Source organism: Methylocucumis oryzae (assembly GCF_000963695.1).
GTDB lineage: Bacteria > Pseudomonadota > Gammaproteobacteria > Methylococcales > Methylomonadaceae > Methylovulum > Methylovulum oryzae.
Map to the genome: position 1 here is coordinate 67,391 of NZ_LAJX01000015.1, position 24,192 is coordinate 91,582.

Annotated in this window: 28 protein-coding genes, 1 rRNA gene and 2 pseudogenes; 10 read left to right on the forward strand and 21 right to left on the reverse strand. The window is 43.4% G+C overall.

Going from position 1 to position 24,192, the window contains the following annotated elements:
* Positions 1-60 precede the first annotated feature (60 nt).
* Positions 61-1,482, forward strand: a complete 1,422-nt coding sequence (gene tnpC, locus VZ94_RS02030; RefSeq protein ID WP_052700117.1) for an IS66 family transposase — start codon at positions 61-63, stop codon at positions 1,480-1,482.
* A gap of 19 nt (positions 1,483-1,501) precedes the next feature.
* Here the strand turns inward: tnpC and VZ94_RS02035 are convergent, their stop codons facing one another.
* The 11 genes and pseudogenes from VZ94_RS02035 to VZ94_RS02080 form a co-directional block, all read right to left on the reverse strand.
* Positions 1,502-2,266: a flagellar brake protein gene (locus VZ94_RS02035; protein ID WP_045777956.1), complete on the reverse strand. Its 765-nt coding sequence runs from the start codon at positions 2,264-2,266 to the stop codon at positions 1,502-1,504.
* A 106-nt stretch (positions 2,267-2,372) separates the two neighbouring features.
* Positions 2,373-2,873 (reverse strand): flagella synthesis protein FlgN, encoded by a 501-nt coding sequence (locus tag VZ94_RS02040; protein ID WP_045777957.1) that lies wholly within the window; start codon positions 2,871-2,873, stop codon positions 2,373-2,375.
* 8 nt (positions 2,874-2,881) lie between these two features.
* Positions 2,882-3,190, reverse strand: coding sequence for a flagellar biosynthesis anti-sigma factor FlgM (gene flgM, locus VZ94_RS02045; protein WP_045777958.1), 309 nt, complete (start codon positions 3,188-3,190; stop codon positions 2,882-2,884).
* 178 nt (positions 3,191-3,368) lie between these two features.
* Positions 3,369-3,899, reverse strand: a complete 531-nt coding sequence (locus tag VZ94_RS02050) for a hypothetical protein (protein WP_052700118.1) — start codon at positions 3,897-3,899, stop codon at positions 3,369-3,371.
* A complete protein-coding gene (locus VZ94_RS22020) occupies positions 3,871-4,104 on the reverse strand; it encodes a hypothetical protein (RefSeq protein ID WP_052700119.1) in 234 nt (77 codons plus the stop codon). The genes VZ94_RS02050 and VZ94_RS22020 overlap by 29 nt, the downstream gene beginning before the upstream one ends.
* A gap of 2 nt (positions 4,105-4,106) precedes the next feature.
* Positions 4,107-4,712, reverse strand: a complete 606-nt coding sequence (locus VZ94_RS02055; RefSeq protein ID WP_045777959.1) for a DUF2491 family protein — start codon at positions 4,710-4,712, stop codon at positions 4,107-4,109.
* The gene (locus tag VZ94_RS26365; protein ID WP_045777960.1) at positions 4,712-6,238 is read right to left on the reverse strand and encodes a TAXI family TRAP transporter solute-binding subunit; all 1,527 of its coding nucleotides are present in this window, start codon (positions 6,236-6,238) and stop codon (positions 4,712-4,714) included. Before VZ94_RS26365 ends, VZ94_RS02055 begins: the two co-directional genes overlap by 1 nt.
* A 265-nt stretch (positions 6,239-6,503) precedes the next feature.
* A pseudogene (locus VZ94_RS32615) lies at positions 6,504-7,663 on the reverse strand (TIGR03862 family flavoprotein); the annotation flags it as partial.
* A gap of 99 nt (positions 7,664-7,762) precedes the next feature.
* The gene (locus VZ94_RS02070) at positions 7,763-8,485 is read right to left on the reverse strand and encodes a nucleotide disphospho-sugar-binding domain-containing protein (protein ID WP_192828588.1); all 723 of its coding nucleotides are present in this window, start codon (positions 8,483-8,485) and stop codon (positions 7,763-7,765) included.
* Positions 8,486-8,502: 17 nt separating this feature from the next.
* Complete coding sequence (locus tag VZ94_RS25720; protein WP_045777961.1) at positions 8,503-8,700, reverse strand: hypothetical protein; 198 nt, start codon at positions 8,698-8,700, stop codon at positions 8,503-8,505.
* Between the two features lie 176 nt (positions 8,701-8,876).
* Positions 8,877-9,086, reverse strand: coding sequence for a hypothetical protein (locus VZ94_RS02080; RefSeq protein ID WP_131655448.1), 210 nt, complete (start codon positions 9,084-9,086; stop codon positions 8,877-8,879).
* Between the two features lie 246 nt (positions 9,087-9,332).
* Between VZ94_RS02080 and VZ94_RS25725 the strand changes: the two genes are divergently transcribed.
* Positions 9,333-9,470: a hypothetical protein gene (locus VZ94_RS25725; RefSeq protein WP_157844831.1), complete on the forward strand. Its 138-nt coding sequence runs from the start codon at positions 9,333-9,335 to the stop codon at positions 9,468-9,470.
* Positions 9,471-9,839: 369 nt separating this feature from the next.
* Here the strand turns inward: VZ94_RS25725 and VZ94_RS02090 are convergent, their stop codons facing one another.
* From VZ94_RS02090 to VZ94_RS26715, 5 genes are all read right to left on the reverse strand, one after another.
* A complete protein-coding gene (locus VZ94_RS02090) occupies positions 9,840-11,876 on the reverse strand; it encodes a reprolysin-like metallopeptidase (RefSeq protein WP_045777964.1) in 2,037 nt (678 codons plus the stop codon).
* 413 nt (positions 11,877-12,289) lie between these two features.
* Positions 12,290-12,634 carry a hypothetical protein gene (locus VZ94_RS27720; RefSeq protein ID WP_239649556.1) on the reverse strand — a complete coding sequence of 115 codons (345 nt, stop codon included), beginning with the start codon at positions 12,632-12,634 and terminating at the stop codon, positions 12,290-12,292.
* The gene (locus tag VZ94_RS27725; RefSeq protein ID WP_239649557.1) at positions 12,631-12,990 is read right to left on the reverse strand and encodes a hypothetical protein; all 360 of its coding nucleotides are present in this window, start codon (positions 12,988-12,990) and stop codon (positions 12,631-12,633) included. Before VZ94_RS27725 ends, VZ94_RS27720 begins: the two co-directional genes overlap by 4 nt.
* A gap of 1 nt (position 12,991) precedes the next feature.
* A complete protein-coding gene (locus VZ94_RS02100) occupies positions 12,992-14,896 on the reverse strand; it encodes a bifunctional diguanylate cyclase/phosphodiesterase (RefSeq protein WP_045777965.1) in 1,905 nt (634 codons plus the stop codon).
* Positions 14,897-15,207: 311 nt separating this feature from the next.
* Positions 15,208-15,840 carry a hypothetical protein gene (locus tag VZ94_RS26715; protein WP_045777967.1) on the reverse strand — a complete coding sequence of 211 codons (633 nt, stop codon included), beginning with the start codon at positions 15,838-15,840 and terminating at the stop codon, positions 15,208-15,210.
* Positions 15,841-16,157: 317 nt separating this feature from the next.
* On the opposite strand from VZ94_RS26715, the gene VZ94_RS24995 reads away from it, so the two are divergent.
* Complete coding sequence (locus VZ94_RS24995; RefSeq protein WP_338040198.1) at positions 16,158-16,274, forward strand: PEP-CTERM sorting domain-containing protein; 117 nt, start codon at positions 16,158-16,160, stop codon at positions 16,272-16,274.
* A 62-nt stretch (positions 16,275-16,336) separates the two neighbouring features.
* Here the strand turns inward: VZ94_RS24995 and VZ94_RS02115 are convergent, their stop codons facing one another.
* Entirely contained in the window at positions 16,337-17,125 is a 789-nt protein-coding gene (locus VZ94_RS02115; protein WP_045777968.1) for a GlcG/HbpS family heme-binding protein, read from the reverse strand.
* 359 nt (positions 17,126-17,484) lie between these two features.
* Between VZ94_RS02115 and queF the strand changes: the two genes are divergently transcribed.
* The 3 genes from queF to VZ94_RS31495 all read left to right on the forward strand — a co-directional run bounded on the left by queF (position 17,485) and on the right by VZ94_RS31495 (position 18,739).
* Positions 17,485-17,874 (forward strand): preQ(1) synthase, encoded by a 390-nt coding sequence (gene queF, locus VZ94_RS02120; RefSeq protein ID WP_045777969.1) that lies wholly within the window; start codon positions 17,485-17,487, stop codon positions 17,872-17,874.
* 153 nt (positions 17,875-18,027) lie between these two features.
* The gene (gene asd, locus VZ94_RS31490) at positions 18,028-18,570 is read left to right on the forward strand and encodes an archaetidylserine decarboxylase (protein WP_338040196.1); all 543 of its coding nucleotides are present in this window, start codon (positions 18,028-18,030) and stop codon (positions 18,568-18,570) included.
* A gap of 22 nt (positions 18,571-18,592) precedes the next feature.
* Complete coding sequence (locus tag VZ94_RS31495) at positions 18,593-18,739, forward strand: phosphatidylserine decarboxylase (RefSeq protein WP_338040199.1); 147 nt, start codon at positions 18,593-18,595, stop codon at positions 18,737-18,739.
* An 86-nt stretch (positions 18,740-18,825) separates the two neighbouring features.
* On the opposite strand, the pseudogene htpG reads toward VZ94_RS31495, so the two are convergent.
* The 3 genes and pseudogenes from htpG to VZ94_RS02135 form a co-directional block, all read right to left on the reverse strand.
* Positions 18,826-20,788 (reverse strand): annotated as a pseudogene (htpG, locus tag VZ94_RS02130) (molecular chaperone HtpG).
* Between the two features lie 58 nt (positions 20,789-20,846).
* Positions 20,847-21,053 (reverse strand): SNARE-associated domain-containing protein, encoded by a 207-nt coding sequence (locus tag VZ94_RS26720; protein ID WP_204369014.1) that lies wholly within the window; start codon positions 21,051-21,053, stop codon positions 20,847-20,849.
* Positions 21,040-21,456, reverse strand: a complete 417-nt coding sequence (locus VZ94_RS02135; RefSeq protein ID WP_204369015.1) for a DedA family protein — start codon at positions 21,454-21,456, stop codon at positions 21,040-21,042. Before VZ94_RS02135 ends, VZ94_RS26720 begins: the two co-directional genes overlap by 14 nt.
* 218 nt (positions 21,457-21,674) lie before the next feature.
* On the opposite strand from VZ94_RS02135, the gene VZ94_RS02140 reads away from it, so the two are divergent.
* The 4 genes from VZ94_RS02140 to VZ94_RS02155 all read left to right on the forward strand — a co-directional run bounded on the left by VZ94_RS02140 (position 21,675) and on the right by VZ94_RS02155 (position 23,959).
* On the forward strand, positions 21,675-22,448 hold the full coding sequence (locus tag VZ94_RS02140; RefSeq protein WP_131655449.1) for an energy transducer TonB: 774 nt from the start codon (positions 21,675-21,677) through the stop codon (positions 22,446-22,448).
* Between the two features lie 21 nt (positions 22,449-22,469).
* Entirely contained in the window at positions 22,470-23,132 is a 663-nt protein-coding gene (locus VZ94_RS02145) for a MotA/TolQ/ExbB proton channel family protein (RefSeq protein WP_045777970.1), read from the forward strand.
* Between the two features lie 2 nt (positions 23,133-23,134).
* A complete protein-coding gene (locus tag VZ94_RS02150) occupies positions 23,135-23,542 on the forward strand; it encodes an ExbD/TolR family protein (protein WP_045777971.1) in 408 nt (135 codons plus the stop codon).
* Between the two features lie 96 nt (positions 23,543-23,638).
* On the forward strand, positions 23,639-23,959 hold the full coding sequence (locus tag VZ94_RS02155) for a ComEA family DNA-binding protein (RefSeq protein ID WP_082081311.1): 321 nt from the start codon (positions 23,639-23,641) through the stop codon (positions 23,957-23,959).
* Between the two features lie 92 nt (positions 23,960-24,051).
* On the opposite strand, the gene rrf is transcribed toward VZ94_RS02155, so the two are convergent.
* Positions 24,052-24,167, reverse strand: a 5S ribosomal RNA gene (gene rrf / locus VZ94_RS02160).
* Between the last annotated feature and the right edge of the window lie 25 nt (positions 24,168-24,192).

Consider the following 24,192-nt stretch of genomic DNA (forward strand, 5'->3'; position numbering starts at 1 on the left):
TTATGCTCAAAAAATGTAACTACTCAGCCCCGTTAAAAAAGTTTGAGCTAAAATAACGCAATGAACACGCCACGCCCAGAAATCCCAGTCGCAGAAAACGATAAAGACGCGCTTATACTGGCGTTGTCTGCAAAGATTATTGAACTGGAGAAAACCGTTGCAGAATTGCAGGGAAAACTAGGCCTCAACAGCAGCAACTCAAGTCTCCCGCCTTCAAAAGACGGTTTCAACAAGTCAAAGTCCAATAAAAATACCTCAATACGCGACACAAGCACCAAGAAATCAGGTGGTCAAGAAGGTCATCCAGGCACAACGCTCAGCCCCGTAGCCAATCCTGACAAAGTAATCCCCCATCACCCGCCCGGCCACTGCGATTGCGGCTTATCACTGGCAGGCGCACAGGTTAAAGTTGAAACCCGCCAAGTGTTCGACATACCGCCTGTCAAGCCGGTCATCACCGAGCATCAAGTATTTGAAACGGTTTGTCAATGCGGTAAGGTGCATCGCGGCCAATTTCCCGCCGAGGTCAAAGCCAGTGTGCAATACGGTCCCGTTGCCAAAGCAACCGCCGTCAGTTTGACCTGCCAGGAAATGCTGCCCATTAATCGGACGGGTCAATTGATGGGGACGATGTTTTGCCTGCCGATGAGCGACGCGGCGGTTTTGAATGCGCAAAATGAAGCCCAATGGTTGCTCTCGCCCATCGTCGATGCCATCGCTAAGGCACTGAAAACCGCACCCGTACTGCACGCGGATGAAACCGGGATGAATGTCGGCGGCAAAAATAAATGGGTACACATTGCTGCAACCGCGATGCTGACTTGGATGGGCGCACACAACAAACGCGGCAAAGAAGCTTTTGATGCGTTGGGCATTTTGGGGCAAGCTACCGGCATTTTGATTCATGATGGCCTATCTTCTTACCGGCTGTTTGACGAGGCGGTACATGGTTTGTGCAATCAACATCATTTGCGTGAGTTGAATTTTGTTGCTACTCAAATGAATCAGGAGTGGGCAGGCCATATGATGACGCTGTTGCGCACCGCCTGCCACGAAGTGAACGCCTCGGCTGCCAATGTGTTGCCAGTCGAACGGTTGGCTTATTTCCGGTTGGTGTATGAAGTGCTGCTGCTCGATGGCGAAGCGGTCAATCCTAAGGCTGAAAAAGAAGCTGGAAAACGCGGCAAAGCCAAGCAGGGCAAGGCTTACAATTTGTTGTTAAGGCTGCGCGGGTATGCCGATGATGTGTGGCGGTTTGCTTACGACCCCAATGTTCCTTTTACTAACAATATCGCTGAACAGGCGGTGCGGATGAATAAGGTCAAGCAAAAGGTTTCCGGCTGTTTTCGATCGATGGAGGGGCTTGAGAAATTTTGCGTTATCCGTTCTTACCTTGCTACCCTGCACAAGCAGGGTGTCAATATCTTCGCGGCTCTTATCCAAACCTTTGCAGGTTCTGCCCCTATGCCTCAGTTCCTTTAAACCCGAAGGGGGTGAGTAGTTACCAAAAAATACTCTTTGGCGTAGGGACAGGGGATTCCACGCTATTCACTGATTGATTTTGCCTATATTCGCGCTCTATTTGCAAAATATAACTTTGAATAACATTTTCAAAGGCTTGGCTTGGCGCGATAAACTTACAACCAATTTTCTCTGAGCGTTTGAGATGAGCGGCTTTGAATACATATTTATGACGAATTTCAAACGAAATCACCTCTTCTATCCATTCATTCAAAACCAGCTTACAGTCTTTAAAATAGATATTAGGATTCATAACCTTAGAAACTTCAAAAGTATCATTAACCGCTGAAAAGCCACTTAAACTAATGTCTAGCAATTTTAACTTAATAGGAATAGCTCCGTTAGGCGCTATTAAACAAAAAGCAGGCTTGTGCTCTGGAATTTTTATTCGGTAAAAATCTCTTGCTTCCACCCAGGTAATCGAATCTGGAATCGGTATGGCATACACTAAAGCCCCATCCACTCGTTTTTCAATGAACCTATTGCTTTCAAAAAACACTTTAACCCCGTTATGCTCAGTTCTAAAGTGTATACCCTCGCTTTTTTGCAGTTGCTCTAATTGTTGTTTTTGCGGACCATGATAAAAAATAACGTGATCTTTCGTAATTTCTAAAATAGTCGTAATAAAAGATGACTCGTTATCGTTAAAACTGACAGTAAGCAGACATTTATATTTACGCAATAAAGCAAGTTTACTGATAATGTCAGAGCGACTGCGGATTAAAAAAGCAGATTCATGATCCATAGATGTAGACAGGTAATACGTTAAAAGTCAACTGACTTAATATACTAACAAATAATAAAGAGCTATCCTAACGTTACCCGGACTGGAAAACAAGACAGTTTAGAGCTTATGCAGAAAACAAGCGACGTGATTGCTGCTCGGTTTTGTATTGACCTTTAGCACCGTAAGTGCTTACTTGCTGCGTATTGCCTTTAATAAGTTGTAGGCAACGTTGATTATGGCGGCTTAGTAGCGCAATACAGGCACCGTTTTGCTCGTTCAATGTTTTACAGGTTTGACATAGCTGTTGCAGCGTATCCCATTTGGCTTTTGTCGTATCGATAGACAACCCCAAAGCAGCGGCTAGTTCAAAATAGCGTTGTATGCCAGCCTGAGAATGAGGCAGATTTTCTGCGGCTAGAATTTGTGTCAAATGCGTATTAAATAATTCTAGCTGTTGTACGCGTTGTTTCTTATAAGCGGCAAGCGAAGCAACTGAATCGGCATCTGTTGATGATGCTAACACAGCTGCTTCTTCAGTTAGCGTCTGATGCAATTGTTCAAATGCTAGCACAACATGATCTAGCAACTGGTCTAAAACAGGTAGTGTTTTATCAATTAAGCTCATAATCTCTCTCAAGACAGCAGACGCTCAAACTCCATCAACTTTTTAGCCACTTTTTCGGCATCTATGGAATAATTGTTTTCTTCCAATGCTTTTTTTACTTCGCGAACCCGATTGAAATCGATGCTATCGCTTGCCGATGTGGATTCAAATGCTTTTTTAATCCCTTGAGCAACAGAGGTAATAGCAATACTGTCTGCCTTTTGGGTGGTTTTAACCGTTTGGGCAGCCCCCGCCGACTCAACATCTCCATCCGCCTTTTTATCGAGCTTGACATTAACAGGCGTTTGCGCTCTGCCTGTGATGGATTCGATACTCATGTTAAATTCCTTAATGTTGTATTTGGAGGCGTTATCGGCAGAATCGGGGAAAACTTTAACCGAATCACTTAAATTAGACCATTAACACGCATTATCACAGCATCATAGTGGTATAAAAAAATATAGTTGCTTGATTTTAAACAACCAAACCTTTATTTACAATTGAGAAATATTATTGTTAAAGTTTGGCTGATTTCAATGCCGCCAATCTATCTGTTAATGTTGAGACGGTTGTTGTTTTACCGGTTACTGCATCTAAAGCCGCTTTAATATCAGGATTATCTTCAACCGAAACAGGCTGTAATAAACTAGCTTTGCGATTAGCCGCATCAGCAGCGGCGAGCGAGGCTTGTGCGAGATTTTCCATGTGGCCTATAGCACTGCTAAGTGACGAGGCGCTACCGGATAAACCGCTAGCCATTTTGGCGGCCTCGGCCTTATCTTCGGCTTGCCGCTTTAAGAATGTCGCACGCTCCATGGCTTTTTTAGCTTTTTCAACGGTATGGCGCGCGCTTTTAAGTTTTTCTGCGTATTGTAAGACGAGTTGCTCTAACTCAGTCATATATTGCTTAGCGTCCGCTGCCTCTTGTTTTTCCCGCTCGACATCAGGCAGCATTTCTTCTAATACCGTTAGTAATTGGTTTAGCGCCGATGCTTTGTCGGGCATCGCTTGTAAATGTTCAGCAGCGGCTAAACGTTGGTTGTACAACGCAACAATCGTTTCCGCTTCCTGCTGCTCTTTTTTCCCAAGTCTTTTTAGCCTTAGAAAAAGCCAAGTTTAATTTGTCGAATTTTTCCTCAATTTCAGCAATCGCAGCTTCAGTCGCACCTTCTGGATCGAATTTTACAATCGCTTCGCCTAATAAATTGACTAGCTCTTTGGTTTTTTGGATACCGTAATGCTTAAAAAACATAGTTACTTACCTAATAACGTTAACGTAGAGGGATGTAATGCAAAACCTAAATAAAATGACACGCTAGCGATTTGCTTGCTTTCTATGACTTCGACCACTATTTTTAGCCGCTCTTTAAAGTCGCCTGGCGTAATCGTGCGTTCAAAAATCATGATGCGATTATGGCACTCATACGCATCATCTAAAGTTTTAATCTGCTCACTGTATTCGAGTAAATCAGCGTTATCAGCCTGACCACCTAATAAGCGCTGATAACTAATATCATCCATGATAAATTCTTTCGCTGCCATGTCGTGTAGAATTTCCTGCCACTCTTGCTCGTCAGGTGTTAACGTTAAAATGTTCTGATAAAAGCTAACCTGCTCAATTTGCTCGCCCCGCGCGTCTAACTCGATTAAATAATAGCGACCATTATTTTCAACATACAGCGTAAAGCTGTCGATACTATCGTTACTGAATTCTCCAACCGCTTGAATAAAAAATGGGCCCTCAGGACGAATAAAAGCCGGCGCTAATTCAACCGCTATAACATCGATTAAATTAACACTGACATGGCTATTCAGGCTTATCACTAAGCGTGGTTTGTTTGCGTTGGTTTTATGAAACATTATTGCTGTACCGCTTTTTTTAAGGTGGATTCTATATCGGCCAGTTGCAAGGCGATTTTAGCGGCTAATTCAGGGCTTTTCGCTTGCCAGGCTTTGCTAATAACAAACGTTGCTGGGGCAACCACCGTATCAACATAGTTATCGCTAAACCAAGACGAGGCAATCGCCTTATTATAATCACTCGATGACAATTTACGCGCTTGATAGACGCCGCTTTGTGTTAGATGCTCATCGTCTATAGCAACCAATGAAAGTTCAGGACGGTTAATCAACCTATCTATCGTCGCAGCATGTGGAGCCGCCATATAGAATAAACAGGCTTTATTCTTAACCGCTTTTAAAATCGCGTCTTCGTAATTAACCGCGTCTTGCACTGGGATTTTAGCCAGTTCTGGGTTAAGCGTAGCGAATTTATCCCACGTTAAACGCGAGCCAGAATTTTTAGCAATCCAAAGCGTGTTATGACTACTGAGTTCGGCTATGGATTTGATTTGCATTGCTTTATTACAGGCTAAATGCGCCGCTTCCAGAAACGGTTTAAACATAATCTCTAATTGTTGAGGGTCAAAGCTAGCATCGCCTTGAATGAAACCGGCAGCACAAGTACCCGCAGTTAATTTGGCTAAAATTTCAGGCGTACCTTTAGTGGGTATCGGAATTAAGTTAACCCATTCGACTAATGCTGGCAGCATATTCGCTTGCGCAACTTTATAGTAAGGGCCATTTTCAGAACCAACACACACGTTGAAATCGGGTTGGCTGGATTTTAACGCCGCATCGGACAGCGTAGCAGAAGCCGGTACGCCAGGCGGCAACCAATTGGGATTAGGTGACGTATCTGTTTGTACACTTTTAATCCCATCTAGCGCATTAAGTTTTTGTTTTAATTCAGCGTTATCTTGCGCTAAACGGTCAGCTTCAGCGCGCCATTTTTGATAATCTGGGTCGTTTTGATGGTGAAACGCATACTGCCCTGCTTGCGCGGCATTATTGAGTAGACTGTATAAAAACATGCCAGACAATAACCCAAATGAATCACTACCGCCATTAACAACAATAGGCGGATTGGTTTGGTAATAACGGCCACGCGCACCCCAACTGTCGTTATCCTGTCCTGCTTGGCGATAAAGTGGATTGTCACGATAACGAGAGCGGTATTTGGCTAAGTCAGCTTCAGGAAAATAGCGAGGCTTTGTTGACGGCAAAGTCTTTTGCAGTGCGCCATACGCTTTACTGCTGCTTTGTTGGCGATATAGTTTATCGAGGGTCGTGTTATACGATTTACCAAATTTAGCACTAAAACCACCTTGACTATTACTTCGATAACTTGAGCTCGTCGTTGAGGATTTTTTCGGTAATGCACTATAACTGCTACTGCTTGATCGATACGATGACGAGCGTGATGATGACGAAGACCGAGACGATGAGTAACTCTTTGACCAACTATCCTCAACCGCTAACAGCGCGCTTAAAGACAATACACAGCATAAAATCAATGGTAATACTTTTTGACGAGAAGCGTTCATAACGAATTCCAAAAAACGGCTACACACTTTGGTAGGGACAGGGTATTTAGGGTGGCAGAAAACTGCTCCTGCGTTTTCTGCATTCACCACATCCTTATGGTTCCAGGTGTTGGCAGCAGGGATGCTGCCATCAAGCCTACAGGGATGTATTTACGGCGTTCTCGGCAACTGCTCCTGCGTTGCTCTACTACACGCCATCCCTGGCGTTATGCAACCTGAATACCCTGTCCCGCCTTACGTTGATAGCCAAAAAACAGTTTAATCATCAGACGTGTAACCGATACCAATCACAAGCGCCCCTACCTGCGTGCGCACCTGTTGCTAAACAGGCCGTGAGTAAATAACCGCCCGTAGGCGCATCCCAATCTAACATCTCTCCGGCGACAAACACACCAGGTCGGTTTTTCAGCATGAGCTGAGTATTCAAATTATCAAACTGTACACCGCCCGCACTACTAATTGCATGTTCTATAGAAAAAGGTGCGAGCGCCTTAATCGGCAAGGCCTTAATCGCGGCCGCTAATAAGACAACATCAGCCATTTGTTCTTTGCACAACACTTCATGCAGTAGTGCTATTTTCAACGGCGTAAATTTAAGCTGTTTTTTTAACCAATTCGATAACGATTGTCTGCCACGGGCTTTTAAACTATTAATAATGTTATCTCGTTCATGCTGAGGCGCTAAATCTAAGGTAAAACACGCGTAACCTTGCTGGCTAATCTGCTCACGCAAACGCGCTGAAAAGGCATAAATCAAACCACCTTCTATACCTTGCGCGCGTATCATTAACTCACCTTGGCGTTGCTCGGTGTAACCATGGTTATCGCTAACGCTTAGCACAACGGATTTTAGCGGTTGACCGGAAAATTTTTCACGGAAATACGCACTCCATGCCACCGTAAAACCACAATTACTGCTTTGTAACGGTGTCATTTGAATACCTTGTTGCGCTAAATACGACACCCACGCACCATCCGAACCTAATTTTGGCCAACTGCCCCCCCTAAAGCTAATACCGTTACCTTAGGCTTTATCACTAAATTTCCGTTCGGATGCTCAAAATACAAACAACCTTGTGAGTCCCAACCCAACCAGCGATGGCGTAAATAAAATTCCACTTTGTAACCCGCCAACCTGCGTAACCAAGCGCGTAATAATGGCGCAGCTTTCATCATCTCAGGAAATATACGCCCCGAACTACCGACAAAAGTAGTTATGCCTAACCCATGCACCCAATTAATGATTTCATTAGGCGGCATATACTCTAAGCTTAAGCGTAACGCGTGTTGATACCCGCCATAGCGGCTACAAAATAGCGAATACTCTTCACTGTGGGTAATATTGAGCCCACCGATACCCGCGCGTAAGAATTTACGACCCACCGATGACATCGCGTCATAAACAGCGACGCAAATACCCGCAGCCCCTAACACTTCGGCCGCCATTAAACCGGCTGGCCCAGCCCCAATAATAGCAACGTCTGGTACAACAGCGTTCTCCGTAATATAGCCTAACGTATCCATTTAATTCAGCCCATATTTTATCGATTGTCTTTGAATAATCGCTTCTATGGCTTTAACCACATAATTAGCCGCTTGCATCGGATGAAATCCGACATGACGCGCAGCAAAATCAGACGCTGCTTTATGGAAATGCGGCTCTGATATTATCCTATCAAGTGATTGTTTAATAACGCTTTCACTACGTTCTTGCCTTAACATCAGCCCGGCACCTAATTGCTCAACACGCCGCGCTTGTAGATACTGTTCGATGGTATAAGGCAATAATAACAATGGCACACCTGCTAACAACGCATTAGCGCTTAAGCCTGAACCGGCATACGATATAACAAGATTCGCTTTGACAATAAAACTATTTAACAACACCGGCTGTGTGTAAACACGCAGCTTTTTAGCCAGTTCACGATTGAGTCGTGCTAGCCCTGGAATAACACAGATGACTTCTGCATCTATTGCTGCTAATACCTTTAATAAAGCTTGCAAACCTGGCATATCGGGTCGTAAATAAGCAAAAATTTTAGTTTTGGTCTCGGTTTGCCAACTCGCAGAGAGACTGCCTATATAAGAAAAAATAGGACCCACATAGTCGCCATGCTCTCGTACCCCATAATGATCAAGCTCAGGAAAGGTCGCTAGAATAGTTGCTTGAGTTTTAAACACATCAGCGAATTGTTTAAATAGTGGCCCTTGAAAATGATGACTCACCGCATTGATTGCATTTAACACCAAGGTCTCGGCTTGGCTCAGTCTATGAGTGCTATTTGTTTACGCTTATCACCTTCCACCTTACTTAGGTTAGCAATAGGTATCATGGTACCATCGAGTTCGCCGATTTGTTGTTGGCAGCCAGGCTTAGCCAGCGGTAACGTCATGGAGGGCTTTTGCGTGTGCATCTGTTCACTATGATGTTGCGTTATTTTTCGAATCGTACTGACGGGCATGTCAATGCCTTAATGCTCACGCAGTTTTTTCGGTACTTGTCCAAACGCATGATCCGCACCAAAATCAGTCATGACGCGTTGCAGCGGTAGTGAGCAGCTATATGAAACCACGCATGCCGACCTGATGAAAGGTCTAATCTGTTGACATGGACAACGCAATAGAGGCTCGGTGACCGTTATGATTCCGTAGGTGGTGTGCCAGCAGACTTTTTTTTACCGTTACCATGAAGCCCTGGCTGTTCTTTTCGTATCTGCTCGGTGGCCTTATCAACGGCGCTCTCCGCCCAACAATGCAGCGCATCGCTGCCCATTTTACGCAATTCGTCTATCACATACTGTTCTACAGCGTCGGCTTTTGTACAATCTCCGATTACGTTTTCTACCATATTGAGTAAGGCTTCCATCCGGTTAAACAGTTTCGGATGACGTTTTAGACGTTCGATTAAGAGAAGTTATTTAGTTGAGTTCATAAATTTAGGCAAGGGAATTTTTGATACTCTACATGTTCCCCGCACTTTTAATCACACCCAGTTTAATTTATAGCTTGTGTGACCGTTTGGGCTATTGCCGCCGTTCAACGCCAGGAAGTTGTACCGTTACGCGAGTTTTTGGTCAAACTAAGTGGGCGACAAATGCTTCATAAACAGGAGTTTAGCTATACTGAGCTGCTAGCCGGCTTATGGACTTTTCTGGCTATGTTTGAAGCCATGAAATCCTATTCTCCACAAGAGCTAGCAGAATTAAAAAAGGCTGATCAACAATTTTTCTGACAAGTTGTAGATAGTGTCAACCCGAAAACCCCTGCAAGCCTTATGTACCGTGGGTTTCAGACGGTAGCATCGTGACGAAGATTTTTCAACTAAATCTCAGAATTAGAAAATTTCATTAAAAATTAATCTCCTACATCCATGCGATTTAGGAGATTATGTTGAACTCGTTACACTTTAAAAATCTTCGATTGCAAAAATCATCTGCAAGTCGCGTTGAATATAGCTTTCAGAGGTTTTCTTGCAATCACTAGATACTTATGCCCTAGCCAGCGCTTGAGTCATTAAACTACTTAGCCACCGTAATAGAGGCGCTGTTGGTATTACCCGCAGCGTCAGCAGCTTGAACGGTAAGGGTATGGAGTCCGGTTGTTACTTTTTTGTGTTCCAGTTATAGCTTAATGAGCTGCTATTTGTAGAACTTACCAGTTTGTTATCGATATAAAGCTTTAAACTGGTAACGGCAACATTGTCCGAGCCAATAGCGCTTACTGTTTGGCTCACTTTGGATACCTTAACACCATTAGCCGGATCTGTAACAGCCACTGTAGGCGCTATGGTGTCTGGAGCTGGCGCTGCGGCTGTTGTAGCATTAGTCATATTAGAATAAGCTGAGTTGCCTATACTATTAAAAGCATACACACGGTAATAAAAAGTTGTGTCGCTAGCTAGACCGGTGTTGTTAAAACTCGTCGCGTTTTGCCCCAATGATGCGACTTGGCTCCAGGTTGTGTTGTCAGTAGAACGTTGCACGATGTAACCGGCTTCATCGGAAGCACTGTCATTCCAAGTGAGTGCAATGCTATCGGGTGTCATTGAATTGGCCACTAAATTGCCAGGAGCATTCGGCACAGTGGTAACCAGAGTCCGAAAACCGGCGACCGTAGGTGCTGTTACATTCATAGAACGAGCCGTATCGGCATTATTAAGAATACCGGTTGGTTGACCATTCCAGTAAACATTCGGATTAGAAAAATAAGGAATTCTGGTTTCTCCGGAGCAGCTATAAGCCATAATATCTCTAAACAAACCACAAACCCGGTAACCATAAGCGTCAGGCGCAGCACCGGCTACAGCCGAGTTCTCCACGTTATGGACATTACCTTGATTATGGCCTAGCTCATGCGCAAATGTATTATTACTGCCAAGGCAGTTGTACACAGAATCATCGTGAACGACGGCAAAAGCATAAGGCGCAAACGATTGACTAGCTAAAGTCATAATACTGGCATAACCACAGTAGTTGCTGTCAGCACTTACCAAAGCAACCTGATCAGCACCATATTGATTGCGTAGAGCATGAACATTATCCATAAAACCATCGCTAGTTCCTTGTAAACGGCTCAAAGTGACAGTCATATCGCCGGTTTCTACATAATCAATTTCTACCATACCTACCAAATTTAAACTCATATTGATTTGGCTGTTCAAATAAGCTTGATTGGCTTTAGCAACAGCATTCAATATACGGGTTTCCATGCCACTAACGCCGCCCGCGTTTGCTCGTGCTTTGGGCGTGTAAGTCACTAAGACATCAATAACTTGACCTGTGCTTGTAACATCTCCAGATGCTGTTGTCGTGCCGGATGTGTCTATGATGTCGCCGTCTTCATTTATAGCATTGGCGTCAGGCACTAAATCCCTAGGCTCATACTGTTCGGGAATTTTGTTGGGATCAATTTCGCGCACCGCATGAGTCGTACCGTTAACATAAATGATTTCAAATGATCGACCATTAGTTTCTACGGTTCCCATTAATACATTGCCTTTAGCAGCCAAAACCACTTGGCTGTCCGAATCATCTTCAATATGCCCTATCCAGACATAACTGCCTTTGACAGTCGTGTCAATCTGATCGCGTATAGCTGTTAGGATAGCATCATCAAACAGGTTTAGATACAGAATGTCGGCATTAAGCGCACCAAGATTGACTTTTGCGTGGCGAGCACGGCCATCTTTTACTTTTTTCGGAATTTTTATTTCCGGTGGATTGTCTGAAAAGTCCTCTTGTTCAAGAAGATCCATCGCTACACCTGCATGAGGTTGTGCGCCGCCTGCAGCCGTTGGCGGCAAGCCGGTAATTTTTTCAGACATTAAAGATTGCCGAACATTAACTATCAGTACGCCAAAGACAATGCCTGCCAATAGGCCAGGAACCACAACATAATGGAATTTAAACCTGTCATGTTCTTCGGTAGCCCACCAGTGCTTATAAGCGAGCCACAACAAACTGGACAAACCCGCAAATAAACCAACCGATAAAGCTAATACTAGCCACGTAGGTAAATAGGTAATATCCGCATACATAGTTGCTGGCAATGTTTCCTCTGACATTACTTCTGTAGTAAACAATAACCCGGCGATGCCGCAAAAATTGCTATATAAGCTAATATTTGGTAAGGTTTTCATGATGGGCTCCCCCGCACAATAATTATTTGTCGCGCAAATCAAGTCTGATAAAAATTAAATTATAATTTATTGGTCGGATTAGCTTCTATAGACATGTATCTTTAATGCTAAGTTACCGACAAAAAAGTTTTGTATATTAGACATCATCTAAATTAATATTTATTATAAGTTTTTTTGCATAGAGACCGACAATAACAACTTATTATTGAAGTTAATTTTGATAATATATTTGCCAGAATAAACATTCTTTTGCATTTTTCTGCTGAGCTATAGCTATCGAACTGTCGCCTATTTTGAAAATTAGGCGCGAAAATATATGGCGGTATTATTGATGTGTTGAGACGGCAACTTGTTTGAAATCGTCGTATTTGCACGGGTTGGCGGTGGGTTATGTATTTCTCAATACCCGATGATTATAATGGGAGCTCTAACATTCTCTTTGTTAGGTCAGCCCAAGGACTTAGCTTGCTTGAATCGCTTTGTTCCCCACTGCTGCCCTTCGCTTTCGCCAACCATAAATGGCTGCCGTTAAAACTATAAACCGGTATTAAATCTTTGCGCTCGACAGCAGCCCGGATAGTGGGGAGTAAATTGTCAAGAATAAGCGGCATCGCTTGCGGAGTTGCATAATACGTTAAAACCATGTGCGCCTGATTAAGTGTTAGTGCTTTAACATAGGTAATTCTCAAGCGGTTTTCAGTGATACCCATTTCGAGTAACGTAAAATATTTGGCAATCGAAAAAATCTTCGCAGTCACCTGCGCCTTTGGCCAGAAATTCGCTGGGGGTAGCCCAATAATCGCTTTTTTAACCACAGCACCCGATCATCAACGAAACGTGCATTACGATTAAAAAAATCATTGACTTGCTGTAGCTTATCAGATTCCGACAGCGAATGACCGCTGGCCATCAAGTCTTGCCACGCGATAAAACGCTGTTTAGCTTCAGCACCGTATTTTTTAGCGATCCTGTCCAATTGCTCCGCTGTCAAACGCAAGCTGGTAGTGTGTTCAGATTCGGGTTTCAGCCAGCGCTGACCGTAATGACCAGCAAACACAAGACTCAAAACCAACACTAACCCAGCTGCCAAGCTGGCGCGTATCACTCGTCGCAAGTTATCGGCTAGCGCCGGTCAAGCCTATTGCGCACAACGTTTGATAATCCGCATCGTCATGAACATTTTCAGCTAACAGACTGATATCAAGCAAAGCAGCCAACTGCAGCAATGCTTCAATAAACTCTTGCTTTTGCCTCGATTGACTAATACCTTCGCTCAGTTCGCGGGATAGCCGCAAAAAATTAGGTCTTAGTTTTTTAATCATCTCGGTTGGCAACGAGTAGGTGTCGAAACGCTTGATCATGACTTGTCCACCAACTTGTTGTAGTTCAGAGAAAAATTCCGCATAAGCCGCAACGTCTTTAGCAACCGCATAGGCGGACACGGCAAACACTAAACGCTGCGCGAGATCGGCATCATTTTTGAACAACTTTTGCAACCAATACCCAAATTCTGCGCTCTTAATACTGCGCGTAGAGAGATTAATAGCAATAGCATGTTGAATGGCTTGGTTACGGATGTATGCAATCGCGAGGTCGATTACCCCTTTATCAAACTCGATGATTTTGGCGTATTTTTCAGCAATCGATACAAACGGGCCAATTGGCGTAAGCTGTCCCTGTTGGTCGCGCACGTTTGCAAACGCTTCTTCCATCAATAACTGCTGGTTAACAAAGCAGCTGATTTGCCCTTGATACGTCAGGCTATAATTAGCTTGATCGATGCAGTCAAAAACTAGCGCTTTCCAGCCCGAAATATCGCGGGCAAAATCATTGTGGCTACGGATGAAATAGCTATTGGCGCCGATTAACCTAGCTTGTTCGTAAGCCTCGTAAGCCGCTTGTACAACGCTATCGGACGAACCAAGCGGATTAACCAGTGCCGCCCCCATGTGCACGATGTCGGCCCGCGCGTATCGCCCACCCAATTCGGCAAATTGAGTGCTTAGCGCTTTTGCAATATCTGCTACCTGCTCGGCATGTTGAATTTCTAACAACATTGCAAACTCACCGCCATAAAATCGATAACAACGGACAACACTCTCAGTATACTGTTCGGAAAGCACCGTCAACAGATCTGCGCTACTGCGCAGTAAGCAGTCAATAGTCACGGCAGGCAGCTCTTTAACCAGGTCTTGTAAGCGATCGATTTTAACTACGAGTAAATAGGCGGGTCTGTGATCTTCTTGAATCCGCAACAAATCGGTGTCAAAGACGGATTTTTTATACAATCCACTCGCATCATCGTGCCTAATACTTTCCCCCATTACCGCTAACTTTTGATTGAGCGCCTCAAGCGTATTAGCCAATTTTTTAGACATGCTATTCATGGACAACGCGACGCTTCTCACCTCACTAGTCCATGGCAAACGTTCAATCGTATTAAAATGGCCTTCAGTAATTTTTTGCGCCAAACAGCCAATATTCTTTAACGGTTTAAGCGTAATTTGTAAAACCAAACTTAATAGCACCACCGACACGCCCAATGACTCTGCCGCATAAACAAAGGCGGTTTGCGCTTGCCGGTATAGTTTACCATAAGCAAATGCGGTATTAACCGTCACATAAACGGTACCACTGATCATCCAACCTGAACTGATTTCACTGCTGGCTGAGGCCGGTAATAGCGGTAAGCTGGCGATAAACCAATCCGGCACCCCGGCGACAGTCTTAACGTTACTCAGCCTAACAATATCTTTACCCGTCGCATCCGTCAGCAGAATTTCCTGGTAATAGCCCATGTCAAAAACCGCACTGGCCATTGTTTTCAAAATAGGGTCGTTAGGATTACTCATGTAAGGACTTAGCGACAAGCCCAATGACGTCGCGGTATCCTGCGCATGACTATGCGCCTCGATTTCCAGGTAACTTTTGATATTACCAATACTTAAAACCAGATTGACGGCAACAATCAAAAAGAAAAATAGCGAGACCAGCAGTAATAGTTGTTTGGCTAAAGACATGGGCATTAACTCCTAACACTCTAATCAATTCAAGGAATACGTCACCGGCAAGGATTGTCGGTTTCCAGCGCACAAGGATAAACACCAAGCCTTGCCCTCCTTTGGCCTCCGGGTTTCAGCACCTTATGCCGAAACGACGAATCACAAAACTAATGGAGGGTACCGTTGAACAAGAAGGGCACGATGCGAAACAAGATTGCAGTATGGCAAAGCGTCTATTGTCAGCTAGGCAGCAACATATGCAGCATCTTGTAAAACAGAAAAAAGGGGCTTTGCGCCCCTTTTTAGTTGAAGCCAATCGCGTTAAGCGCTTAGCTGTGATGATGCAATAGTTTTCTTCTAGCAGTGCCGACTAAGCCGACCAAGCCAGAACCGAACAACCACACAGCGGCGGGAACGGGTACTGATGGTGGAGGATTATCACCACCACCACAAACACTATTTGTACATTCAACACCATAAAGAGACATATGTGACAGTGCCTTATCTGGCATTGCCCAAGTACCGGTAGTATCGCCTTGCTTCAAGAGCCACGCAGTCCAAAAAACAGATCCTTCGTCAAACTTTGTACCACCGTCTTTAAGCACGATAGCGATCTTACTGTAGGTACTCCACAATGACGAAGCTATCGTCCATGTGCCAGACTTCCACCCGCCACTATCAGTGGCATCTAATAAAGTGGTTGTGTTTTCAATTGCTCCTGTATTTAACACATTCTCTTTACCGATTGCTACCCATCCGCTGAACCCTAAATTCAAGTCGGAAGCACTGTCATTTTTATCTTCCAAAGCGCCATTTTGAAAAGATTGACCATTTGAAACTGGGCCATAAACATATACAGATGGGTTATACGGTGCTGCGTTAATTACAACAGGAACAGCTAAAGCGGCAAAAGCCATAACCGCTGTAGTCATCTTTTTATTTAAATTGGATAAAATTTTCATAGTTGATATATTTTCTTAACAGAAAGTCAATAAGATCCCTACCGGAATAGCGCAGGAATGATAGACACCTTTCCATTTTAAACCTTTACGTATTCAACTTCGCCAACCACCTTGTCAGCATCGGTAATCTAGTCGGTTGTTAGGATACTTAAGAATGAATAATAATTACATCGGATATTTTTCCTTAAAATATCCCAGGTCATTACTCTGAAAATAGAGATATTAATCCTAATTAAAAATAGGATACTCATCCTAATCAAACCGCGCATACAGTTTTCCCGCAAACGCTTTCCGATGTTCTTCTTACCTAGCAATATATTGAGTTTGGTGGTTCTAAGACGCCAAGCGCAGTTCCAGTGCCCGCTGCAGTTTGGCTATTTGGTTCAGGCTTATTAGGCTTAATTAGCTCAGCGAAAAGAAAATCTAAAACTTAAGTAATAAGAAAAGGGGGCTTGCGCCCCCTTTTTTATTTGCCTAAAAAGCTAAGTTAACGCGCTTAAAGCGAACCTGAACCTGCTTTCTTAAAGCCTTCAGCAATGGATTTAGCCGCATTTGAACAAGAAGGATGCCCCCAACCACCGGTACTTTTACCTAACGCAGGCACACCTGTTACCGGTGCAGCATCACCGTTAGTAATATCGTAAACGATATTATCGTCGCCGTTAGTCGCAACGCCTGATGGCACATGGTCTAAACCAAGGTCAAAACGGATGCGCCAAGCGATATTATGGTCAGCACAAGAAGAGTCACCGCTAACACCTAAACCGCCAAGAAGCTCACCTTTCTCATCGTATAAAGCTAAACCGCCACCAAATACGTTAACCCCACCAATTTTTTTACCGACTAATGGGTCATTGGCAGTACCGTATTTATTAAAGGCACCATCATAAGCCGCATTAATATTGACAGGATTGCTTTCTTGTAAACCAAATAAACTGCCACCAGGTTGCGTAGCAGAATATAAGTTGGCAGTCGATAACGCTAAGCCAGGTAAACTAAACGCATTAGCGGTATTGGCTTTTTGTGCCGAAATCACACGGCTACCTGGCCATTGATCACCTGGTGCCGCACCAGAACGGGCCACAGCGCAAACAACGCCTGCGCGGTTAACTATCGACGCCCACATGTGCAAACCAAAGCCGCCGTTTGCTTCGCTTTGCGCATCTTTCAACGCAGTTTCTAAGGCCGCTTGATTAGGGAGATTATCGCAAGGCTTAGCAAAAGCCACTGTCCCTGTTACGCTTAAAGCTATCAATAATGCGGAGTTTAATAGTGTTTTTTTCATAATAACCTCGTATCAGTTCCTGTTAGTTATGTTGTCACGCATCTACTCAACATGAACTATTTTAATATTGTTTTAAAGCCGCCATTGTCGAGCAGAATGCTTGTAAACAATAGCATTTACAGGTAACAAATAAAGCAAAACGTTTAATACTTCGCAAAAGAAAAATAAAAAAATCTTTTTATTTCATAGAATTAATGCTAAGTGATTAATTACTTGACGAATTTTGCAGCGCAATAATTGCCGACACAAGACAAAATCTTTAGACAGTTTTTGAACCACCAACGTAACTTTATTAGCACAGTGACTTTCAAAATAACGATTGCCCGTTAAAATACCTGGTTTAATCATTAAGGAACACTATGACTCAGCTTGCTAGCCATTATTTAGAGACTTTCCCAAACCCCGCGCTTGGACGCGATTACACCATTCGCATAGACATACCCGAATTTACCTGTCTTTGTCCTAAAACCGGCCAACCCGATTTTGCCGTCATTAAACTTGAATATGTGCCCGACCAAGTTTGCGTTGAATTAAAATCGTTAAAACTCTATATCTGGGGCTTTCGTGACCAAGGCGCGTTTCATGAAGCCGTCACTAATCAAATCTTAGCTGACTTAGTGGCCGTCACTATGCCTAAATTTATGCGTATACGCGCTGAATTTAATGTACGCGGCGGCATTTATACAACCGTCATCGTCGAGCATCAACAACCCGATTGGCAACCGCCTGTCTATATCCAATTGGCGTAGAACTATGGCATTCAACGAGCATCTCAGCGTACTACCTCAATACTTGTTGCCTCATCATGCTTATCACGCGCGTGCCGCCTTTTAAGCCATTGTGATAATAAATTAGTAAAAAATTTTCTAATTCAGCAGTTTGTTAGCCTTTATCAAGTTAATATGGCTGAAGCATTAAATACTGACATCAATAGCTATCAGACCTTTAACGAGTTTTTTACCAGGGCACTAAAACCAGACTGTAGACCTGTTGCCAATGATAAACAGGGACTGGTAAGCCCAGCAGATGGGCTAGTCAGCCAAGCCGGTCGTATTATTGAAGGCTGTTTAATTCAAGCGAAAGGTTTTTCCTATAGTGCGCAGGAATTATTAGGGGGAGATTCTGCATTAGCCGAAACTTTTAATAATGGGTTGTACACAACCATTTACTTATCGCCTAAAGACTATCATAGGCTACACATGCCCATGACCGGCACCTTAACTGAGATGATTCATGTCCCAGGGCGACTTTTTAGCGTCAATACGGCAACATCGAATACTGTGCCTGGCTTGTATGCGCGTAATGAACGTGTTTGCTGTATTTTCGACACTGAATTTGGCACCATGGCGTTAGTACTAGTCGGCGCGATGATAGTCAACAGCATAGAAACAATTTTGGCATGGCGTTGTAACACCGCCAACGCGCTCTACTGTTCAGCGCTTTAATTATCCAAACGCAGTACACCGCATAGAAAAAGGTCAGGAGTTTGGTAGATTTAATATGGGCTCGACTATTATTATGCTGTTAGCGGATGATAATAAAGCGAGTTGGGGCGAGGAGGTTCAACCCGGTAATTCTGTAAAACAAGGCGAGAGTATTGGTCGCTATTATTAGACCAGGTAGGTCGGGTTAGGCGATAGCCGTAACCTGACCTACCAAGCTAAGTTTTATAGCAGCCTATCGCAAAAGCAAACTTGTTGTTAATGCAACAAGCCTTGTAACAAGCCATTCAATTTATGCACAAACGCCGCTGGATCGTCTAATTGCCCACCTTCGCTGAGTATGGCTTGATCGAATAAGACATGTGTTAAATCAGAAAAACGGCTGTCGTCTTGCTCATCTTTTAAGCGTTTAACCAGAGCATGGTCAGGATTAACCTCAAAAATCGGTTTTCTACCCATGCCCATACCGCCCATTAACTGGCCAGCATCTTTCATAATACGCTCCATGTTTAAGCTCATACCGTAAATATCAGCGACTAAACACGCTGGCGATGCCGTTAAACGATGACTTAAACGTACTTCACTGACTTTTTCGCCTAACACATCTTTAATTTGCTTCAAAACGGATTCAAATTCGGTTTTAACGTCTTCTTGTGCTTTTTTGTCTTCTTCGCTGTCGAGTTTGCCTAAGTCTAATTCACCTTTAGCGACAGATTGTATATGCTTTCCGTCAAATTCAGTTAAATTGCTGACTAACCATTCGTCGATACGATCCGATAACAATAAGACTTCTATACCTTTTTTTACGGAAAATCTCTAAATGTGGACTATTTTTAGCCGCTGAGAAACTATCTGCCGTCACATAATAGATTTTCTCTTGGCCTTCTTGCATACGGCTAACATAATCTTCTAAGCTCACATCTTGCTTACTGTTGTCGGTATGCGTCGAGCTAAAGCGCAATAACTTAGCAATACGCTCTTTGTTGCTATAGTCTTCAACAATACCTTCTTTTAAGACTGCACCAAATTCTGTCCAGAATGTTTCGTATTTTTCAGCCTCGTTTTTCGCTAAGTTTTCTAACATCCCTAGCACTTTTTTAACCGAACCGGATTTAATCGTGCTAATTTGTTTGCTTTGCTGCAATATTTCGCGCGATACGTTTAACGGTAACGAGTTGGCATCAACAATACCTTTAATAAAACGCAAATACCGTGGCATGATTTGCTCAGCATCGTCGGTAATAAAGACCTTACGAACGTAGAGTTTCACACCGTGCTTAGTGTCTCTATCCCATAAATCAAACGGTGCGTGACTTGGAACATAAAGCAATAACGTGTATTCGTTATTACCTTCGACTTTGCTATGCACATAGGCTAGCGGGTCTTGATAATCATGGCCTACGTGTTTATAGAATTGATTGTAATCGTCTTCGGAAATATCTTGTCTAGCTCGTGTCCATAAAGCCGACGCGGTATTAACCGTTTCCTCAACGATTTCAGGCTCCGGTTTTGCTTTGTTTTCAGCATCAGCTTCACCGTCTACGGTTTCATCATCGGCCATAGGCGGCATGACTTCTTTATCCATTACGATAGGTAACGAAATATGATCCGAGAATTTTCTAATAATCGAACGTAAACGGTAACCGTCTAAAAACTCATCTTCACCATCTTTTAAATGCAACACAATTTCCGTACCGTGTTTATCTGTTTCTACGGCTTCTATTGTGTACTCACCTTCGCCAGAGGATTCCCAGCGAGTACCTTCATCGATTGCAGAACCTGCTTTGCGCGTCGTTAACGTCACTTTATCGGCAACAATAAATGCCGAGTAAAAACCGACGCCAAATTGACCGATTAACTCGCTATCTTTAGCTTGCTCACCGGTAAGGGCTTCAAAAAATTGTTTTGTACCTGATTTTGCTATTGTGCCTATATTTTCTTGTACTTCGGCACGCGTCATCCCTATGCCATTATCGCTGATTGAAACCGTGCGTTTTTCTTTATCAAAAGCGATGCGGATTTTTAAGTCACTATCGCCTTCGTATAAACGCTCATCAGTTAATGCTAAAAAACGCAATTTATCCGCTGCGTCAGATGCGTTAGAAATTAATTCACGCAAAAAGATTTCCTTGTTGCTATACAAGGAGTGAATCATTAAATGTAATAAATGTTTGACTTCAGTTTGAAAGCCTAAGGTTTCTTTATGTGCGTCTACCGTCACTGTGCTATCTCCTAGTTAAAAGTTATATTGCTTAGAAATGGGGACACACACGTGTTTTTCAAGACTGATTAATACGACGTTTATACCAAAACCCATAAGCCACAACCACGACAACACTTAACACGACACAAGCCAGCACCAGTTGACGTGAGTATTGCATTAACAACGCTTCACTCTCACCTAACCAATACCCTAACCAGGCCAAAGCCGACACCCAAATTAGGGCACCGGTTAATGTGTACACAGAGAATTTAATATGACTCATGCTTGCTAACCCTGCTGGTAAAGAAATTAAATGCCGAATAACCGGTAATAAAACGCCCGACAAATGTAGACACCTCACCATGCTGCAAGAAAAACTTTTCAACCTTAGTAAATTTTTCTTCATTGATCAGTAAGTAATGACCGTATTTAAGTAACAGAGGACGCCCTAGCAACTTAGCGACAAAATAATTAGCATAAGCGCCCGCTAAACTCCCTAATGTGCCGCTTGTTATCACCAGCCACATATTCATCTTGCCTTGTTGCACTAAATAACCCGCAGGTGGCATGATAAGCTCGCTAGGCACCGGTAGTACTGAGCTTTCCATCGCCATGAGTAAAAAAATACCTAAATATCCCATTGAGCCTATGGTTGTTACTAACCAATTTATTAAATCATGCATCATAGCTTCGCCACTTGAATTAAAAGTTAAATTACCTAATCGACCGAATATTATAGCGAGCTTAACGAAACTTATCGGATTAACATGATTTTACACAGACCAACAAGCCTAAATCGACTAATAGCACTCGTTTTTACCTTTTCAGCCTGGTAAAATGCTGGCTTTTCAATCTTGACTCAACTGCCTCACTTTGGCTAAAGCAGCCATAACAACATTAAACCGTGCATTCTTCCATACCCGAACCTCCCCGCCCTTACAAATTAGTTGATACATCGGCAGGATTAAGCGCCGTAATAGCATCAAGTTTGTTACATTTAAGTGTCTGGTTAATTTGGCAGAATTTACCCGAGCCACCGCCAAAAATTGAGCCGCCCAAAGTTATCGAAGTTGCGCTCAATGCACCCACACCGAGCCAGCCCAAAACAGCAGCGCCTATCCCTGCACAGCCCATTGTTCCACCGAAACCAGCGCCTGCCCCAGCAAAAAAAGTAGAGCCACCTAAAGCCAAGCCTAAACCGGAAAAACCCAAACCTACACCTAAACCCAAGCCAACAGCTCAAGTAAAACCCAAACCTACTCCGGAGTCCAAACCAGCAGTAGAAGCGCCGCCGGTGTTTAAACCCTTTGAGCCAACACCGCTGGCTACTAGCGCTAATACCTCATCTACAAAAGCAAATAAACCTGCACCTGCAGCAAGTGCACCGACAGCAAATGCAGAGCCTATGGTTAAAGCCGTGTACTCATCCGCTTCGCTGCGTAACCCACCCACCCATTATCCTCGCTTAGCTCAAACACGCGGCTGGGAAGGCACTGTTCATTTGTTAGTAAAGGTTTTGACTAATGGTTCAGCCGGAGAAATCAAAGTTGTGCAAAGCAGTGGTCATGACATTCTCGACGAATCCGCTGTCGAACAAGTCAAAAAGCTGGCGTTTTCTCCCTGCGCACAAAGGCAAGCAAGTTATCGAAGATTGGGTCAAAGTTCCTATTGCATTTAAATTCAAACACTAAGGTCTGTTATGATACAACTTACTTCTGCTAACATTGTTCAAGTAACATTGTGGGTATTAATCGCATTTTCGGTTATTACCTGGACAATTATTTTTTTAAAATCATGGATGTTATGGTCCATCAATAGACGAAACCGCTCTTACACCAAGACCTTCTGGGCCGCAAGCGATTTAAATGCCGCTGCCAATTTAGACCAAGATGCAAGCGCTATTGGACGCATTGCCGGTATTGGCTTTCATGCGATTAGCGATGTCAGGAACAATGCATCGTCTATGTTAGAATTAAGTGGCGATATTCAATCTATTTTAGAGCGCTCGTTACGCCAACAAATTAGTAAAGAGCGAAAAACCCTAGAACAAGGACTTTCGTTACTCGCATCGATAGGCAGCACTTCACCCTTCGTAGGCTTGTTCGGCACTGTTTGGGGCATCATGCATGCGTTACAAAGTATTAGTGAAGCAAAATCAGCAAGCTTAGACGTTGTTGCAGGACCGATAGGTGAGGCTTTAATGACTACAGCAATAGGCATTGCAGCCGCGATTCCAGCCGTACTCGCTTATAATTATTTTATTCAACGCATCAAATCAACCGAAGCAGAATTAGAATACTTTGCAACTGACTTTTTAAATTTAGCAGTTAAAGCCGGACTAAAAGCCAATTCGGGAGAATAATCATGGCGCTAAAAACAGAATCGTCATCCAATCGAGAGGCTATGAGTGAAATTAACGTCACTCCGCTAGTCGATGTAATGTTAGTTTTATTAGTTGTTTTCATCGTCACCGCCCCCTTACTAACACAAGCCGTGCGGGTTGATTTACCCAAAACCGAGAAAACTGATCCTGCACCATCTGATCATTTAGCAACCATTGCTATAGATGCACAAGGCCAGATTACATTAAATGAAAAAGTGGTTGATTTAGGGCAACTAGAACCCGAATTGCGCAAATTACATGAGTCTGACCCAGAGCTCACCGTGCAATTACAAGCAGATACTGCGGTCGTGTATGGCAAAGTTGCTGAAACAATGGCTGTCGCTCATAAATCGGGCATTAATAAATTAGCCTTTATCACACGAGAATAATTTGTAGCTTAACATATTTTCTATGGTCATTATTGACAACATACAGACAAACAGTAGATACTAGAATTTCCTACAACAACGATGTAAAGGTGATTTATGTATTTACTGAAAACCATAGGATTTGTTGTTACATTATGGATGCTCAACACCAGCACTACCTTAGCTTCTCCTGTCAATATTAATACAGCAGATGCCCAAACAATAGCCGATGCTTTAACAAATATTGGCCTGAAAAAAGCTGAAGCCATTGTTGCCTACCGCACCAAAATCGGCGGATTTAAAACAATAGACCAGCTAAATGAAGTCTCTGGAATTGGTGAAAAAACCATAGAAATGAATAAAGCGGATATATTACTAACTGATACAGGTTCCGCACCGGCACCTGCTGAGGTAAAAAGTCCACCTAATAAAAAGTAGAGTTTTTTAGAGGAGGTTAATAAGACCTCATCGCCAAATTTAAGGCATAAAAAAACCCGCCTCGTTATATTGAGGCGGGTTTAGAGAAAGGTGCTTGGCAATTCCCTACTTTCGCATGGCAAACTGCCACACTATCATCGGCGCTAAACGGTTTCACTTCCGAGTTCGGGATGGGATCGGGTGGTTCACGTTCGCTATGGTCACCAAGCAAAACTAGTTGTGTTTAGGTCGTT

Excerpts from the sequence above, each read along its gene's own strand:
- VZ94_RS02150 (WP_045777971.1), top strand. The coding sequence starts at position 23,135 with ATGGCGCTAAAAACAGAATCGTCATCCAATCGAGAGGCTATGAGTGAA.
- VZ94_RS02055 (WP_045777959.1), bottom strand. The coding sequence starts at position 4,712 with ATGTTTCATAAAACCAACGCAAACAAACCACGCTTAGTGATAAGCCTG.
- VZ94_RS02090 (WP_045777964.1), bottom strand. The coding sequence starts at position 11,876 with ATGAAAACCTTACCAAATATTAGCTTATATAGCAATTTTTGCGGCATC.
- flgM (WP_045777958.1), bottom strand. The coding sequence starts at position 3,190 with ATGAGTATCGAATCCATCACAGGCAGAGCGCAAACGCCTGTTAATGTC.
- VZ94_RS26720 (WP_204369014.1), bottom strand. The coding sequence starts at position 21,053 with ATGAGTCATATTAAATTCTCTGTGTACACATTAACCGGTGCCCTAATT.
- VZ94_RS02100 (WP_045777965.1), bottom strand. The coding sequence starts at position 14,896 with ATGTCTTTAGCCAAACAACTATTACTGCTGGTCTCGCTATTTTTCTTT.
- VZ94_RS25725 (WP_157844831.1), top strand. The coding sequence starts at position 9,333 with ATGCTTCATAAACAGGAGTTTAGCTATACTGAGCTGCTAGCCGGCTTA.
- VZ94_RS02080 (WP_131655448.1), bottom strand. The coding sequence starts at position 9,086 with ATGGTAGAAAACGTAATCGGAGATTGTACAAAAGCCGACGCTGTAGAA.
- asd (WP_338040196.1), top strand. The coding sequence starts at position 18,028 with ATGGCTGAAGCATTAAATACTGACATCAATAGCTATCAGACCTTTAAC.
- queF (WP_045777969.1), top strand. The coding sequence starts at position 17,485 with ATGACTCAGCTTGCTAGCCATTATTTAGAGACTTTCCCAAACCCCGCG.
- VZ94_RS25720 (WP_045777961.1), bottom strand. The coding sequence starts at position 8,700 with ATGCCCGTCAGTACGATTCGAAAAATAACGCAACATCATAGTGAACAG.
- VZ94_RS02155 (WP_082081311.1), top strand. The coding sequence starts at position 23,639 with ATGTATTTACTGAAAACCATAGGATTTGTTGTTACATTATGGATGCTC.
- VZ94_RS26365 (WP_045777960.1), bottom strand. The coding sequence starts at position 6,238 with ATGAACGCTTCTCGTCAAAAAGTATTACCATTGATTTTATGCTGTGTA.
- VZ94_RS02135 (WP_204369015.1), bottom strand. The coding sequence starts at position 21,456 with ATGATGCATGATTTAATAAATTGGTTAGTAACAACCATAGGCTCAATG.
- VZ94_RS02040 (WP_045777957.1), bottom strand. The coding sequence starts at position 2,873 with ATGAGCTTAATTGATAAAACACTACCTGTTTTAGACCAGTTGCTAGAT.
- VZ94_RS26715 (WP_045777967.1), bottom strand. The coding sequence starts at position 15,840 with ATGAAAATTTTATCCAATTTAAATAAAAAGATGACTACAGCGGTTATG.
- VZ94_RS22020 (WP_052700119.1), bottom strand. The coding sequence starts at position 4,104 with ATGTTTTTTAAGCATTACGGTATCCAAAAAACCAAAGAGCTAGTCAAT.
- VZ94_RS02035 (WP_045777956.1), bottom strand. The coding sequence starts at position 2,266 with ATGGATCATGAATCTGCTTTTTTAATCCGCAGTCGCTCTGACATTATC.
- tnpC (WP_052700117.1), top strand. The coding sequence starts at position 61 with ATGAACACGCCACGCCCAGAAATCCCAGTCGCAGAAAACGATAAAGAC.
- VZ94_RS02145 (WP_045777970.1), top strand. The coding sequence starts at position 22,470 with ATGATACAACTTACTTCTGCTAACATTGTTCAAGTAACATTGTGGGTA.
- VZ94_RS02115 (WP_045777968.1), bottom strand. The coding sequence starts at position 17,125 with ATGAAAAAAACACTATTAAACTCCGCATTATTGATAGCTTTAAGCGTA.